Source organism: Pseudomonas sp. LBUM1655 (assembly GCF_059716085.1).
In genome coordinates, this window is the sequence record NZ_CP166801.1 from 3,294,287 (window position 1) to 3,309,901 (window position 15,615).

The window sequence follows — 15,615 nt, forward strand, 5'->3', positions numbered from 1 at the left end:
CGCCCGTTTTTCGCCCCCGCTTTGCTGCACAGGATCACCGCTAATGACTCAGCCCGTCACCAAAGTCCTGGTCATCGGATATGTCTGGCCCGAACCGCGCTCTTCCGCCGCCAGTGGCCACGTCATGCAGATCCTCGAAACGTTTTTGCAACAGGGTTGGGACATCACCTTCAGCAGCCCCGCCGGCCCCGGCGAGCATAAGGCGGATCTGGCAGTGCTGGGTATTCGCGAAGTATCCATTGAACTCAACAACAGCAGTTTCGACGTGTTCATCAGTGAACTGGCGCCGGATATTGTGCTGTTCGACCAGTTCATGATGGAGGAGCAGTTCGGCTGGCGGGTTGAGAAGCACTGCCCCGAAGCCCTGCGTGTGCTCGAAACCTCCGACCTGCAGAGCCTGCGGCATGCCCGCCATCAGCGGCTCAAGGATCGCCTGAAAGCCAACAGCGATCAGGACGACTTCAGCGAGCTGTTTGCGCCTGCACTGCGCGAAGAGTTTGAATTGATGGCCGATACAGATCTGGCCAAACGTGAAATCGCGGCGTTGTACCGTTGCGATCTGAACCTGATGATCTCCGAAGTTGAAATCGAGTTGCTGGTCGAGCAATTCGGCTTGCCGCGTCAGTTGTTGCATTGGTGTCCACTGATGGTTGAACTCCCTTCGGCACCTGCGCGGGCATTTGCCGATCGCGAGCATTTCCTGAGCATCGGCAACTTCCGCCACGCGCCCAACTGGGATGCCGTGCTGTGGATGAAAACCACGGTCTGGCCACTCATTCGTCAGCAATTGCCGGATGCGCAGTTGCACATCTATGGCGCCTACACGCCGCCCAAGGCCACGGCCTTGCACAACGCCGCGCAGGGTTTTCACATCATGAACTGGGCCGAAGATGCGTTGCAGGTCATGTCGGCTGCACGGGTGTGCCTGGCGCCGTTGCGTTTCGGGGCCGGGATCAAGGGCAAACTGGTTGATGCGATGCTGTGCGGCACCCCAAGTGTCACGACGCCGATCGGCGCCGAAGGCATGTATGGCGACCACCCTTGGCCTGGCGCTGTCGCACACAACGCATGTGATATCGCCGACAGTGCCGTTCGGTTGTATAAGGATCAAACACTTTGGCAAGCGGCTCAGCAGGCAGGAACTACGTTGCTCAGCGAGCGCTATCAATACGCTGTACACGGTCAGGCACTTATTGAAAAACTGCGCTATTGCCAGCAGCATTTACAAATACTTAGAACCAGCAATTTTACCGGAAGTATGTTGCGCCACCACTTTCATAAAAGCACTCAATACATGTCGCAGTGGATTGAAGCAAAAAACCGCCATTCACCTACTGACTGAACAGATAACTTCACCCCGTACACGACTTGCATTAAAACAAGCATTGGCCAAACAAGTATTAAGCACTATAAACATCCTGCGCGCACAACTTAAATACTATTTAACGCAGGATAACCAAATGAATAACACCCAGTATGAAACCTCGCCTCTTCATCGGTGGATGACCGTAACTCCACAAATCAACAACTTGTCACTGTTCGAACTGACCATACCAGGGACTCATAATGCCGGCTGTGACTGGAAAGCCTCTTACGCATTGTTCCCAGGCAAAAACCTGACTGCATGCCAGGATGATTCTTTCTATTCACAACTCAATCTTGGCGCCAGAGCTCTGGATGTTCGACTGGTTTACAATGCCAAAGCACAAGGCTTTAATCAGTTTCGCTTTCAGCACAACGGGTTCCTTTCTTCTCGAAACCTTGAAGACCTTGTACGAGACGTCAACAAGTTTCTTGAGGACAATCCGGAAGAATTCATCATTCTGGACTTTCATAAACTGGAGAAAGGTGACGCCGAATTCAATCACGCCAAATTCAGGGATCTGATGCTCGAACATCTCGGCAAACGGATGATTCCTTCCCACAATATACATATGACGCTGGGGCAACTGAAACAAGCAAGCCCCCTGCAACGCGTCCTGGTAGCGGCGTCCATGACGTGGGACACAAACGACAACAGGTTCAATTCGCCGATCGGCCACAAATGGATCGGTGAAAAAATCGTTACCACCAGTGATCTGCACGGCTACATTACAAAAGTGATGAGCGAACCTATGAGCAGGCTACGCCTCTGGTCTTTATCAGCGACGACTTTTAGTATTGGTCCCCAGCGAATTCTCAATGATCTGGACAACTGGTTCTCCCCTGCCAGATCGGACTGGGCCCAAAAGTGCAACATCATCAATTTCGACTTCATTAAAGACTCGAACATCGTGTTCTATTGCCAATCGGCCAGTATTATTAAAGCCAATAAGAAATCGCTGATAGCTCCTCGTGTGCAAGCAGATTAAATTCTCTGTGTGAACGCTCCTTTACGAATTGATGGACGACCAAACGGGTCGTCCATCCTCTAATGCCATTACGATTTCCAGTATGTCCACACAGGATTCAGCAAATGCATGATCTTGACCTTCAACACTTCCAGCCCAATCGATGGATGGCTGCCACACCGCAACTCGATAACTTGACCTTATTCGAGATGACTTTACCGGGCACGCATAATGCCGGTTGTGATTGGGAGGCCTATTACAGCCCCTCGATCGCCGCAAACTGGGCGGTCTGCCAGGATGTGCCTTTCTATTCCCAGCTCAATCGCGGTGCCAGGGCACTTGATCTGCGATTGGTGTATGACAGTCACGCCACAGGGCTGGCGAAATTCCGATTCTTTCATGACAAGGTCTGGTCATCGCGCACATTGGAAGATCTCATTCGTGATCTCAAAGGTTTTCTCGAGCGCAGTTACGATGAATTTATCGTCCTTGACTTTCACGAGTTAAGGGACGGTGACACGCCCTTCGACTTCAAGTACTTCAACGACGTGATGTTGCAACATCTCGGCGAGTACATAATTCCTGAAAAAAACAAACATCTGAGCCTCGGCGAATTGAAGAACATCAGCCGAATGCAACGTTTGCTGGTGGCAACCCCCTCTCATTCCAACATCGACGGGCAGTGGTTTTGCCACCAGGTGATTCATAAGTGGGCGGGTAACGCCTATGTTCTGGAAACCCTGTTGCCGACGTTTACGCTACAAAACTACCTGACCGAGGTGATGAAGAGGCCGCCTTCGAGAACCTTGCTATGGTCGCTTTCGGCAGCCATCTGGAATGCAACCGGCCCTCAACGGATTTATGAAAAGCTCGACGCCTGGTTTGATCCGGCGAACAGTGATTGGGCGCAAAACTGCAACATCATCAATTTCGACTTCATTAAAAATTCGAACATCGTGTTGTTTTGCCAGCAAGCCAATCTGCAGAAAGCGATTGCGAAGTCCACGGTAACGCTTCACCTGCAGCACGTTGGCTGAACCTGCGCAACGGATGTCCATCGCGGCAAACTGGCGCACGGCAGGACAAACGAGGCATGATCGCAAGGCTCCTACGAAAAGAAGCTACCCGCCATGACCCGAACTGCCCGCGTGACCGACCCTTCATACGAGTTGATGGATGACCACAACGGGTTGTCCATCATCTACCGCCAGCATGGTTTCCCCTGCCCACTGGTGCGCTGGCATTTCCACAAGGAATACGAACTGCATCTGATCGTCGCCAGCTCTGGCAAAGTGTTCATAGGCGACTACATCGGCAACTTCTATCCCGAGACGCTGTTTCTGACGGGTCCCAATCTGCCGCACAACTGGATCAGCCAGGTGGCCGAAGACGAAGTGGTCGAGAAACGCGACATGCTCGTCAATTTTACCGATGAGTTGTTCGAGAGCGGCCATCAGGTATTCGCTGAACTCCGAACGCTTGCACCGCTCTTGGAGCGTGCTCAGTACGGCATCGAATTCCGCTGCAAGCGTACGATCCGTCAAGCCATGACGCTGATGCAGCGTATCGCCGATACTCAAGGCATCACCCGGCTCGGGCACTTCTTCATCCTGATGGAGTTGCTCGCCGCCAGCGATGATTTCCAGTTGTTGTCCGGCGCCACCACGCCGCAACTGGCCGATGAACACAACATCGATCGCACCAACCGCGCCGTTGATTACATCTTCAGCCACTACGCCCGGGATATTTCGCTGGAAGAAGTCGCCGAGCATCTGGGCATGACGCCGACGTATTTCAGTCGCGTGTTCAAACAGGCGACCGGGCGCAACTTCATCGAATTCGTCAATCGTTTGCGCATCAGTAAGTCCTGCGAGCTGCTGGCGGACGGCGATAAACCGGTGACCGATGTGTGCTTTGAGTCGGGTTTCAACAATATTTCCAACTTCAATCGGCGCTTCCAACAGCTCAAGGGCATGACGCCTTCACACTATCGGCGCCTCGCTGTGCAACGCCTCACCGAACAAAATCATATTTAAAAGCCAAGATCAAAAGATCGCAGCCTTCGACAGCTCCTACACCGATCCCTGTAGGAGCTGCCGAAGGCTGCGATCTTTTGATTTGTGCTTTGAACACCCTGAAAACCTGTACACATTCGATAGCTCAGTTTCGCTGTAAACCCCTTCCCTGTGTTTCTTCACGCAAAGCTCAGTGCAAAAAAGTATTGATAAAAGTGCGATGGATGATTTGTCAGTCTGTCGATTGAAGGCTGTAATCAGTGCACATTCTTCCTGCACAGGAAGACACAAAAACAATAACTGTCCTTCTGCCCCCTCTGGGTTCAGAAAAGGAGTGCACGATGCAACCCACTGCAAACGCTCTGCTTGCCCTCACCTGCTTGACCCTCAGCAGCGTCAGCCTTGGCGCCCAGACCCTGACCATCGCCACCGTCAACAACAGCGACATGATCCGCATGCAAAAACTCTCGAAAACCTTCGAGACCGAGCATCCGGACATCAAGCTCAATTGGGTGGTGCTGGAAGAGAACGTCCTGCGCCAGCGCCTGACCACCGACATCGCCACCCAGGGTGGCCAGTTCGATGTGTTGACCATCGGCATGTACGAAGCGGCACTGTGGGGCGGCAAGGGTTGGCTGGAACCGATGAAGGATCTGCCGGCCAGTTACGCCCTCGACGATGTATTCCCGTCAGTGCGTGAAGGCCTGTCGGTCAAGGGTTCGCTCTACGCCCTGCCGTTCTACGCCGAAAGCTCGATCACCTATTACCGCACCGACCTGTTCAAGGATGCCGGCCTGACCATGCCCGAGCGTCCGACCTGGGAACAGATCGCAGGCTTCGCCGAAAAACTCACCAACAAGGATAAAGAGCAGTACGGCATCTGCCTGCGTGGCAAGGCTGGCTGGGGCGAGAACATGGCGTTGGTCACCACGGTCGCCAACGCCTATGGCGCACGCTGGTTCGATGAGCAGTGGAAGCCGGAATTCAGCGGCCCCGAGTGGAAGAACGCGCTGAATTTCTACGTCAACACCATGAAGAAATCCGGCCCGCCGGGTGCTTCCAGCAACGGTTTCAACGAGAACCTCGCCCTGTTCAACAGCGGCAAGTGCGCGATCTGGGTTGACGCTTCCGTCGCCGGCTCATTCGTGACCGACAAGACCCAGAGCAAGGTCGCCGATCACGTCGGCTTCACCTTCGCACCGCATCAGGTCACCGATAAAGGTTCGGCGTGGCTGTATTCCTGGGCGCTGGCGATTCCTGCCAGCTCCAAGGCCAAGGATGCGGCAAAAGAGTTCAGCGCCTGGGCGACTTCCAAGGAATACGGTGAACTGGTGGCCAAAACCGACGGCATCGCCAACGTACCGCCAGGCACTCGCGCCTCGACTTACAGCGACGCCTACATGAGCGCTGCGCCGTTCGCCAAGGTGACCCTCGAGTCGTTGAAAGCTGCAGACCCGAGCAAACCGACGCTGAAACCGGTGCCTTACATCGGCATTCAACTGGTGACCATTCCTGAATTCCAGGGGATCGGCACCCAGGTCGGCAAGTCCTTCTCGGCAGCGCTGATCGGCCAGACCACGGTCGACCAGGCGCTCACCGCCGCGCAGCAAACCACCGAACGCGAGATGAAGCGCGCCGGTTATCCCAAGTAACCCGTAAAGCTCGCTCCTGCCTCCTGTGGGAGCGAGCCTGCTCGCGAAGGCGTCTTTCCAGCCAATACACATGGCACTGACCCACCGCTTTCGCGAGCAGGCTCGCTCCCACATGGGATCTCCATAGGTCTGTATGACTCGGTTGTGATCACCATGAATACTTCAACTGCCAAAGCCCACATCGACCTCGCCAAGCCACAGCGCAAAAACCGCGTAGCCAATCCCGGCTGGTTTCTGGTCAGCCCTTCGGTGGCCCTGCTGCTGCTGTGGATGATCGTGCCACTGGGCATGACCCTTTACTTTTCGATGATCCGCTACAACCTGCTCAACCCCGGCGAAAACGAGTTCGTCGGGTTTGAGAACTTCTCTTACTTCCTGACCGACTCGGGCTTCATGCCCGGCGCCACCAATACGCTGTTGCTGGTCGGCAGTGTGCTGCTGATCAGCGTGGTGTTGGGCGTGTTGATCAGCGCACTGCTGGAGGCCAGTGAATTCCTTGGTCGCGGCATCGTGCGGGTCATGCTGATCTCGCCGTTTTTCATCATGCCCACGGTCGGCGCGCTGATCTGGAAAAACCTGATCTTCCATCCGGTGTCGGGGATCCTCGCCTACATCTGGAAACTGTTCGGCGCGCAACCGGTGGACTGGCTGGCGCACTACCCGCTGCTGTCGATCATCATCATTGTCTCGTGGCAATGGCTGCCCTTCGCGATCCTGATCCTGATGACCGCCATGCAGTCCCTCGACCAGGAACAGAAGGAAGCAGCACGCCTGGATGGCGCAGGCCCGATCGCGATCTTCTGGCACCTGACCCTGCCGCACCTGGCCCGGCCGATTGCCGTGGTGGTGATGATCGAAACAATCTTCCTGCTGTCGGTATTCGCCGAGATTTTCACCACCACCAACGGCGGCCCCGGCTACGCCTCGACCAACCTCGCCTACCTGATCTACAACCAGGCGCTGGTGCAGTTCGACGTCGGCATGGCGTCGGCGGGCGGCTTGATTGCCGTGGTCATCGCCAACATCGCCGCGATCATTCTGGTGCGGATGATCGGCAAAAACCTGACTGACAAAGCCTGAGGCCCGCCATGACTCTTCAACAATCCCGCCGGCTGCAAAGCCTGCTGCTCGGCACCCTGGCCTGGGCCATCGCGATCGTGATTTTCTTCCCGATCTTCTGGATGGTGATGACCAGTTTCAAAACCGAAATCGACGCCTTCGCCACGCCGCCGCAGTTCATCTTCACGCCGACGCTGGAGAACTACCTGCACATCAACGAGCGCAGCGACTACTTCAGCTTTGCCTGGAACTCGGTGGTGATTTCCTTCAGCGCCACAGCCCTGTGCCTGCTGATCGCAGTGCCGGCGGCCTATTCGATGGCGTTCTACGAAACCCAGCGCACCAAAGGCACGCTGCTGTGGATGCTCTCGACCAAGATGCTGCCGCCGGTGGGCGTGCTGATGCCGATCTACCTGCTGGCCAAGAGTTTCGGCCTGCTCGACACGCGCATTTCACTGATCGTGATCTACACGCTGATCAACCTGCCGATCGTGGTCTGGATGATTTACACCTACTTCAAGGACATCCCCAAAGACATCCTCGAAGCCGCCCGCCTCGACGGCGCCACGCTGTGGCAGGAAATGGTCCGAGTGCTGCTGCCGATCGCCAAGGGTGGTCTTGCCTCGACCGTGCTGCTGTCGCTGATCCTGTGCTGGAACGAGGCCTTCTGGTCGCTGAACCTGACCTCGTCGAAAGCCGCGCCACTGACCGCGCTGATCGCCTCGTATTCAAGTCCCGAAGGATTGTTCTGGGCCAAGTTGTCGGCGGTGTCGACCCTGGCCTGTGCGCCGATCCTGATCTTCGGCTGGATCAGCCAGAAACAACTGGTGCGCGGCCTGTCGTTCGGCGCCGTGAAATAGCCCTCAAAGAATAAGCACAAAAGGAGCGCCACCATGGCCAACCTGAAAATCAAGAATCTGCAAAAAGGCTTCGAAGGTTTTTCCATCATCAAGGGCATCGACCTTGAGGTGAACGATAAGGAATTCGTGGTCTTCGTCGGCCCGTCCGGCTGCGGTAAATCCACCCTGCTGCGCCTGATCGCCGGCCTGGAAGAAGTCAGCGGCGGCACCATCGAACTCGATGGCCGCGACATCACTGAAGTCAGCCCGGCCAAGCGTGATCTGGCGATGGTGTTCCAGACTTACGCGTTGTATCCGCACATGACCGTGAAAAAGAACATGTCGTTCGCCCTCGATCTGGCCGGCGTGCCGAAAGCCGAAGTCGAGAAGAAAGTCGGCGAAGCCGCACGCATTCTTGAGCTGGGGCCGATGCTTGAGCGCAAGCCGAAGCAGCTCTCTGGCGGTCAGCGCCAGCGTGTCGCCATCGGTCGCGCGATTGTGCGCAACCCGAAAATCTTCCTGTTCGACGAACCGCTGTCCAACCTCGATGCCGCACTGCGGGTGCAGATGCGTCTGGAACTGCTGCGCCTGCACAAAGACCTGCAAGCCACGATGATCTACGTCACCCACGACCAAGTCGAAGCGATGACCATGGCCGACAAAGTCGTGGTGCTCAATGGCGGCAAAATCGAACAAGTCGGCTCGCCGCTGGACCTGTATCACAACCCGGCCAACCTGTTCGTCGCCGGGTTCCTCGGCACGCCGAAGATGGGCTTCCTCAAGGGCAAGATCGCCCGGGTCGATGGCCAAACCTGCGAAGTCGCACTGGACGCCGGCACCCGCATCACCCTGCCCTTCAACGCCGCCAACCTGGCCGTCGGCAGCGCCGTGACTCTGGGCATTCGCCCGGAGCATCTGGAACTGGCGCAACCGGGGGACTGCACCCTGCAAGTCACCGCCGATGTCAGCGAACGGCTGGGCAGCGACACCTTCTGCCACGTCAAGACCAACGCCGGCGAAGCGCTGACCATGCGCGTGCGCGGTGACCTGGCCAGCCGTTATGGCGAGCAACTGAACCTGTATCTGGACGCCGCCCACTGCCACTTGTTCGATGCCGAAGGTGTGGCACTGACCCGTCCGCTGCGTGCTGCGGCCTGATTTTTCGAGACTTGCCCAATGAAACTGAATAAACAGAACCTCAACCGCCTCGCCGCCGAAGTGAAACTGCCGGCCTACAGCCTCAGCGACGCCCGTCAGGGCATCGCACACATTGGCGTCGGCGGTTTCCATCGCGCGCATCAGGCGTATTACACCGATGCCTTGATGAATACCGGCGAAGCGCTGGACTGGGCGATTTGCGGGGTTGGCCTGCGCGCTGAAGATCGCCGCGCCCGCGACGATCTAAAGGAACAGGATTACCTGTTCACCCTGTTTGAACTGGGTGACAGCGACGACACCGAAGTGCGCGTGATCGGCGCGATTCGCGACATGCTGCTGGCCGAAGACAGCGCTCAGGCGTTGATCGACAAACTCGCCGATCCGCAGATCCGCATCGTCTCGCTGACCATCACTGAGGGCGGTTACTGCATCGATGACAGCAACGGCGAATTCATGGCGCATCTGCCGCAGATTCAGCACGATCTGGCCAATCCCGATGCACCAAAAACCGTGTTCGGCTTTTTGTGCGCGGCCCTGGAAAAACGTCGGGCGGCGGGCATTCCGGCCTTCACCGTAATGTCCTGCGATAACCTGCCGCACAACGGCGCCGTGACGCGCAAGGCATTGCTGGCGTTTGCCACGCTGCGCCATAGCGATCTGTGCAGCTGGATCGACGCCAACGTCAGTTTCCCCAACGCCATGGTCGACCGCATCACCCCGATGACCAGCACCGCGCATCGTCTGCAACTGGCCGACAAACACGGCGTAGACGACGCCTGGCCGGTGGTTTGCGAACCGTTTGTGCAGTGGGTGCTGGAGGACAAATTCGTCAACGGTCGCCCGGCCTGGGAAAAGGTCGGCGTGCAGTTCACCGACGACGTTTCGCCGTATGAAGAGATGAAGATCAAACTGCTCAACGGCAGCCATCTGGCGCTGACGTATCTGGGCTTTTTGAAGGGCTATCGCTTTGTCCACGAGACCATGAATGACCCGTTGTTCGTGCGTTACATGCGCGCTTACATGGATCTGGATGTCACGCCGCAACTGGCACCGGTACCGGGCATCGATTTGACCGAGTACAAGAACACGCTGGTGGCGCGGTTCTCCAATCAGGCGATTGCCGATCAGCTTGAGCGAGTGTGTTCGGATGGTTCGTCAAAGTTTCCCAAGTTCACCATTCCGACCATCAATCGGTTGATTGCCGATGGCCAGGAAACCAAACGCGCGGCGTTGGTGGTCGCGGCTTGGGCGCTTTACTTGAAAGGCGTGGATGAGAATGGCGATACGTATTCGATTCCGGATCCTCGGGCAGCGTTCTGTCAGGCGTTGGTGGCGGATGATGCGTTGATGACTCAGCGTTTGCTGGGAGTTGAGGAGATTTTCGGTACGGCAATTCCGCAGTCGGCAGAGTTTGTGGCGGCGTTCGAGTGGTGCTGTGACAGCTTGCGCGAGGTGGGGGTTTCGCAGACTCTGGAGCGGGTTCTGGTTTGAGTGATGCGGTGACTTTAATGACCCATTCGCGAGCAGGCTCGCTCCCACATTTTGAAATGCGTCCCCCTATGGGAGCGAGCCTGCTCGCGAATCGCTTCACCGCGAAAGACCTGATCCCCTGAGGATATCCCAGTGACAACCCGACAACTCTTCCTCGGCATCGACTGCGGCACCCAAGGCACCAAAGCGATCATCCTCGATGCCGCCAGCGGTCAGGTGCTCGGCCAAGGCGCCGCCGCGCACACCATGATCAGCGGCGCCAACGGCCGCCGCGAACAAGACACGCAACAATGGCTGGAAGCCTTCGCACTCGCCACCCGTCAGGCACTGTTGGCGGCGAATGTCGACGGCCAGTCAATCCTGGGCATCGGCGTATCCGGCCAGCAACACGGTCTGGTTTTGCTCGACGACCAAGGCGAAGTCCTGCGCCCGGCCAAGCTCTGGTGCGACACCGAAACCAGCGCCGAAAACGATCGACTGCTCAGCCATCTGGGCGGTGAAGCAGGTTCGCTCGAACGCCTCGGCGTGGTCATTGCACCGGGTTACACGGTGTCGAAATTGCTGTGGACCAAAGAGCAGCATCCGGAGGTGTTTTCACGCATCGTCCGCATCCTGCTGCCCCACGATTACCTCAATTTCTGGCTCACCGGCCGTTCGTGCAGTGAATACGGCGACGCCTCCGGCACCGGCTATTTCAACGTGCGCACCCGCCAGTGGGACTTGCAGCTACTGCGCGACATCGACGCCAGCGGTCGCCTGCAAGCCGCGTTGCCTGAGTTGATCGATGCGCATGAAGCCGTGGGCACGATCCTGCCGGCCATCGCCGAACACCTCGGCATCAACCGCAACGCACTGGTCGCAAGCGGCGGCGGCGACAACATGATGGGCGCCATCGGCACCGGCAATATTCAACCCGGTGCGATCACCATGAGCCTCGGCTCTTCCGGCACCGTCTACGCCTACGCCGACGCGCCGAAAGTCAGCCCGGACGCCTCGGTCGCGACGTTCTGCTCCTCCAGCGGCGGCTGGCTCCCGCTGATCTGCACGATGAACTTGACCAACGCCACGGGCGCGATTCGCGACCTGTTCGACCTCGATCTCGAGCAATTCAACGACCTCGTCGCTCAGACACCGATTGGCGCCGAAGGCGTGAGCATGCTGCCGTTCCTCAACGGTGAGCGCGTCCCCGCCCTGCCCCATGCCACCGGCAGCCTGCACGGTTTGACGCTGGATAACCTGACCCAGGCCAATCTGTGCCGCGCCGCCGTCGAAGGCACGACCTTCGGCCTGCGTTATGGACTGGATTTGCTCCGTCAGAATGGTTTACAAAGCCGCAGCATTTGCCTGATCGGCGGCGGTTCGAAAAGCGCGGTGTGGCGACAGATCGTCGCCGACATCATGAACACGCCGGTGATCTGCACTGAACAAAGCGAAGCTGCGGCCTTGGGTGCAGCGATTCAAGCGGCGTGGTGCAAATCCTGGTCGAACGGTCACGAGGACACACTGGCCGACCTGTGCCAGCGCTGCGTGAAGCTCGACCTGAACAGTGAAACCCTGCCGATCACCGCCAATGTCGCGGCGTTTCAGCAGGCTTATGAACGCTATCAACAGCATGTCGCAACCCTATAAAGAGCAAACAATTATGTATTTGGTGTGTGGCGAAGCCCTGTTTGATTTTTTCAGCGAAGACGACGCCAGCGGTCTGGCATCGAAAGTGAATTTCAAGGCGATTGCCGGCGGCTCGCCGTTCAACGTCGCCGTGGGTTTGCGCCGTTTGGGCGTGGATTCAGCCTTGTTCGCCGGCCTGTCCACCGACTACCTCGGCCGCCGCTTGCAGCAAGTGCTTAAGGAAGAAGGCGTACGCCCGGACTTTCTGGTGGATTTCGCCGCGCCGACCACTCTGGCGATGGTCGCCGTCGGTGCCAACGGCTCGCCGCATTACAGCTTTCGCGGTGAAGGCTGTGCGGATCGGCAGCTGAATCCAAGCCATCTGCCGTCGCTGGGCGACGAGGTGCGCGGCTTGCACATCGGTTCGTATTCATTGGTGGTGCAGCCGATTGCCGACACCCTGCTCGCCTTGGCCCAGCGTGAAAGCGGCAAACGCCTGATCACCCTCGATCCCAACGTACGCCTCAATCCCGAGCCGAACATCGATCTGTGGCGCGAGCGAATCGCCACGCTGGTGCAACTGGCGGATCTGATCAAAGTCAGCGACGAAGACTTGAGCCTGCTCTATCCCGAACAGGATCCGCAGCGCGTCATCGACGGCTGGCTGGAACATCGCTGCCAAGTCGTTTTCCTCACTCGCGGTGGCGAAGGCGCGACCGTGTTCAGTCGCGCCCATGGCTCATGGTCGGTGCCAGCCTGCTCGGTGAAGATCGCCGATACCGTCGGTGCCGGCGACACCTTCCAGGCCGCGCTGATCACTTGGCTGACCGAGCACGGTCTGGACTCGGTTGATGGCGTGCAGCAACTCGTTCGCGAGCAAATCGACGGCATGCTCAAGTTCGCCGTGCAAGCCGCAGCGCTGACGTGCAGCAAGACCGGTCCGGATTTGCCCTATCGTCACCAATTGACCTGAGCGCGTAGACTGTCGCCCTTTTTCGCGCATGACGGATGACGGCTTTTGAATTCAGGGCAAACAGTTGGACTACTGGTACTCGCGGCGCTGTTGACGGGTTGCGGCACCTCGCCGCCCCGTTCGCCGGAAAACATCTGCGAGATCTTCCGGGAGAAAAGTGACTGGTACGACGCTGCGCAAGTCACGCAAAAGCGCTGGGGGGTGCCGATTCAGGTGCCCTTCGCGATCATGTATCAGGAATCCGGCTACCGTTACGACGCCAAGACCCCGCGTAAATACCTGCTCTGGGTAATTCCGTGGGGCCGGGTGTCGACCGCTTCGGGTTATGCCCAGGCCAAGGATGAAGTCTGGTCTGACTATCAGAAAAGCACCGGCAGAAACTGGGCAGACCGCGAAGACTTCGACGACGCGATCGACTTCGTCGGCTGGTACATGGACAAGACCACGTCGATCAACGGCGTCTACAAATACGACGCCTATGGCCAGTACCTCAACTACCACGAAGGCTGGGGCGGCTATCGCAACAAGACTTACGCCGCCAAAGCCTGGCTGATGCCGACGGCGCGCAAGGTGCAGAATCGCTCCGACATGTATGCCCAGCAATATGCCGGGTGCAAGGAAGATTTGAATCGCGGGTTCTGGAGCCGGTTCTGGCATTGGCTATAACACGGTCCCCCTGTAGGAGCTGCCGCAGGCTGCGATCTTTTGACTTTGATTTTCACAAACAAGATCAAAAGATCGCAGCCTGCGGCAGCTCCTACATAGGGTTGGTGTGTTACGCCGTCCTCCTTGTGGGAGCTAGCCTGCTAGCGATAGCGTCCGTTCAGACCCAAAACGCCCAACGGCTTACAACACCGAAAAGTTGTAACTCACAATCAACCGGGTCTCATCCACATCCCGGGCAAACTTTTCATAGTTGGTGCGGTAAGTCGCATTACGCAAACGCACACTCACATCCTTGAACGTTCCCGCCTGAATCACGTACTTCAACTCACTGTCGCGTTCCCACTCTTTACCTTCCTGATCGCTGCCCAACACCTTGATGTGATCACCATTCACGTAGCGGGTCAGGAAGCTCAGGCCATTGATGCCGATCGCCTTGAAGTCGTAGTCATAACGCAACTGCCAGGAGCGCTCCTGCGCGGCAGCGAAGTCGTTGACCTGCACATAGTTGACCAGATACGGATTGCTGCCATCGAGGTACGGCATCGAGTTGTCGCCGTTCATGCGCTGCCAACCGCCACTGAACGTGTGGCCGCTGATGGCGTAAGACAGCATGCCGCTCAACGCGCGGTTATCGATGGAACCGGCCCGTTCTGCACCGCTGTCGGCACTCTTGATCAGGCGTACATCGGCCTTTAATACGCCGCCGCCCAAAGGCTGATTCCCCAACAGCCCGACGAAGTGCTGACGATAGATGTCCTCAAGTTCCGCGTAGTGATACTGCGCGGTCAGACGATCATTGATCTTGTAGTCAAAGCCGTACATGTCGAAATGGTCCGCAGTGGTGTTGCACGCGTAGCGCTTGTTCTTGCAGTGCACGCGGATGTCTTGGGAGTCGGTGGAATCACGCGCGGTGTACTTGTCCAGACGCGCCGCCATAAACGTCAGATCCTTCACTTCTTTTGAAGTCAACATCGCACCGTTGAACATCGTTGGAAGCAAACGCCCGTCGTTGTACTTGAGCAACGGCAGATCCGGCAGCAGTGCGCCGTATTTCAGCACCGTATCGGACACCCGCACTTTGGCGGTCAACCCCAGCTTCGCGTACTGATCCTTCGAACCGCGCGGGTCCTGCCCGCTGGACGGCAGCAACCCGCTGTTGCTGCTGTCGGCGCTGGAATCGAGCTTGAAGCCGAGCATGCCAAGCGCATCGATACCGAAACCCACGGTGCCTTCGGTGTAACCCGATTGCAGATTGAGAATGAAACCCTGAGCCGACTCTTCGCGCTTGGACGCGCCTTGATCGTTGGACGTGTGCCCATCACGGAAATCGCGGTTGAAATACACCGTGCGCGATTCGATTTTCGCCGTGCTGTCTTCAAGAAATCCGCTGGCCTGAACGGGCGCGGTAAATCCTGCGCACAGCACAACGGCGCCGAAGCCCAATGACAGGCGCGGGGTGATGAGGGGAAATGGGGGACGCATCAAAAACTCCAACAATGCAGCGTTTGCGCACAGGCGCAATAAGCCAGAAAAATAGCTCCCGTCCCGGGTCAGTATTGAGCCGAGAGGAAGTGAACACGCAGGGGTGAGTTGCAATGATGGCAGATGGCTTTGACGTGCCACAGGCGACTTTAGTCTGAAACTGACCGGCAATTCTTTAGCGCATGGCCAGTTGATTGCACCTGAACTTTTGTCGTAAAAATCCAGCAAACGCCCGGATTCATTAGAAAAAAAGGCCGGCCTAAGGGTTTTCCCTAGGGGTCACGGGGCGCCTTCCTACGGCATTTGCGCCTTGAATGAGGCGGTTTAATCCTCCATCATCCG

Annotated in this window: 13 protein-coding genes; 12 read left to right on the forward strand and 1 reads right to left on the reverse strand. The window is 57.4% G+C overall.

Annotated features, from left to right (window positions below; all coding sequences use genetic code 11):
* The first annotated feature begins 43 nt into the window (after positions 1-43).
* From ACA074_RS14625 to ACA074_RS14680, 12 genes are all read left to right on the forward strand, one after another.
* The gene (locus ACA074_RS14625) at positions 44-1,342 is read left to right on the forward strand and encodes a glycosyltransferase (RefSeq protein ID WP_497677214.1); all 1,299 of its coding nucleotides are present in this window, start codon (positions 44-46) and stop codon (positions 1,340-1,342) included.
* Positions 1,343-1,460: 118 nt separating this feature from the next.
* Positions 1,461-2,351, forward strand: a complete 891-nt coding sequence (locus ACA074_RS14630) for a phosphatidylinositol-specific phospholipase C domain-containing protein (RefSeq protein ID WP_489879564.1) — start codon at positions 1,461-1,463, stop codon at positions 2,349-2,351.
* 104 nt (positions 2,352-2,455) lie between these two features.
* Positions 2,456-3,367, forward strand: coding sequence for a phosphatidylinositol-specific phospholipase C domain-containing protein (locus tag ACA074_RS14635; protein ID WP_497677215.1), 912 nt, complete (start codon positions 2,456-2,458; stop codon positions 3,365-3,367).
* A 93-nt stretch (positions 3,368-3,460) separates the two neighbouring features.
* A complete protein-coding gene (locus tag ACA074_RS14640; RefSeq protein ID WP_489879562.1) occupies positions 3,461-4,366 on the forward strand; it encodes an AraC family transcriptional regulator in 906 nt (301 codons plus the stop codon).
* A 320-nt stretch (positions 4,367-4,686) separates the two neighbouring features.
* Positions 4,687-5,997: an ABC transporter substrate-binding protein gene (locus ACA074_RS14645; RefSeq protein ID WP_497677216.1), complete on the forward strand. Its 1,311-nt coding sequence runs from the start codon at positions 4,687-4,689 to the stop codon at positions 5,995-5,997.
* A gap of 153 nt (positions 5,998-6,150) precedes the next feature.
* Positions 6,151-7,077, forward strand: a complete 927-nt coding sequence (locus ACA074_RS14650) for a carbohydrate ABC transporter permease (RefSeq protein ID WP_489879560.1) — start codon at positions 6,151-6,153, stop codon at positions 7,075-7,077.
* 8 nt (positions 7,078-7,085) lie between these two features.
* Positions 7,086-7,916: a carbohydrate ABC transporter permease gene (locus ACA074_RS14655; RefSeq protein WP_489879559.1), complete on the forward strand. Its 831-nt coding sequence runs from the start codon at positions 7,086-7,088 to the stop codon at positions 7,914-7,916.
* Positions 7,917-7,949: 33 nt separating this feature from the next.
* On the forward strand, positions 7,950-9,053 hold the full coding sequence (locus ACA074_RS14660; RefSeq protein WP_401263972.1) for an ABC transporter ATP-binding protein: 1,104 nt from the start codon (positions 7,950-7,952) through the stop codon (positions 9,051-9,053).
* A gap of 18 nt (positions 9,054-9,071) precedes the next feature.
* Positions 9,072-10,544, forward strand: a complete 1,473-nt coding sequence (locus ACA074_RS14665; protein ID WP_497677217.1) for a mannitol dehydrogenase family protein — start codon at positions 9,072-9,074, stop codon at positions 10,542-10,544.
* Between the two features lie 132 nt (positions 10,545-10,676).
* A complete protein-coding gene (gene xylB, locus ACA074_RS14670; protein WP_497677218.1) occupies positions 10,677-12,173 on the forward strand; it encodes a xylulokinase in 1,497 nt (498 codons plus the stop codon).
* Between the two features lie 13 nt (positions 12,174-12,186).
* Positions 12,187-13,125 carry a carbohydrate kinase family protein gene (locus ACA074_RS14675; RefSeq protein WP_497677219.1) on the forward strand — a complete coding sequence of 313 codons (939 nt, stop codon included), beginning with the start codon at positions 12,187-12,189 and terminating at the stop codon, positions 13,123-13,125.
* 45 nt (positions 13,126-13,170) lie between these two features.
* Entirely contained in the window at positions 13,171-13,791 is a 621-nt protein-coding gene (locus ACA074_RS14680; protein WP_187678956.1) for a transglycosylase SLT domain-containing protein, read from the forward strand.
* Between the two features lie 180 nt (positions 13,792-13,971).
* Here the strand turns inward: ACA074_RS14680 and ACA074_RS14685 are convergent, their stop codons facing one another.
* Positions 13,972-15,273 carry an OprD family porin gene (locus ACA074_RS14685; protein ID WP_497677220.1) on the reverse strand — a complete coding sequence of 434 codons (1,302 nt, stop codon included), beginning with the start codon at positions 15,271-15,273 and terminating at the stop codon, positions 13,972-13,974.
* Positions 15,274-15,615 lie beyond the last annotated feature (342 nt).

Coding starts and splice junctions, on each gene's coding strand:
- ACA074_RS14685 (WP_497677220.1), bottom strand. CDS start 15,273: ATGCGTCCCCCATTTCCCCTCATCACCCCGCGCCTGTCATTGGGCTTC.
- ACA074_RS14650 (WP_489879560.1), top strand. CDS start 6,151: ATGAATACTTCAACTGCCAAAGCCCACATCGACCTCGCCAAGCCACAG.
- ACA074_RS14630 (WP_489879564.1), top strand. CDS start 1,461: ATGAATAACACCCAGTATGAAACCTCGCCTCTTCATCGGTGGATGACC.
- ACA074_RS14660 (WP_401263972.1), top strand. CDS start 7,950: ATGGCCAACCTGAAAATCAAGAATCTGCAAAAAGGCTTCGAAGGTTTT.
- ACA074_RS14645 (WP_497677216.1), top strand. CDS start 4,687: ATGCAACCCACTGCAAACGCTCTGCTTGCCCTCACCTGCTTGACCCTC.
- ACA074_RS14635 (WP_497677215.1), top strand. CDS start 2,456: ATGCATGATCTTGACCTTCAACACTTCCAGCCCAATCGATGGATGGCT.
- ACA074_RS14665 (WP_497677217.1), top strand. CDS start 9,072: ATGAAACTGAATAAACAGAACCTCAACCGCCTCGCCGCCGAAGTGAAA.
- ACA074_RS14675 (WP_497677219.1), top strand. CDS start 12,187: ATGTATTTGGTGTGTGGCGAAGCCCTGTTTGATTTTTTCAGCGAAGAC.
- ACA074_RS14625 (WP_497677214.1), top strand. CDS start 44: ATGACTCAGCCCGTCACCAAAGTCCTGGTCATCGGATATGTCTGGCCC.
- ACA074_RS14640 (WP_489879562.1), top strand. CDS start 3,461: ATGACCCGAACTGCCCGCGTGACCGACCCTTCATACGAGTTGATGGAT.
- ACA074_RS14655 (WP_489879559.1), top strand. CDS start 7,086: ATGACTCTTCAACAATCCCGCCGGCTGCAAAGCCTGCTGCTCGGCACC.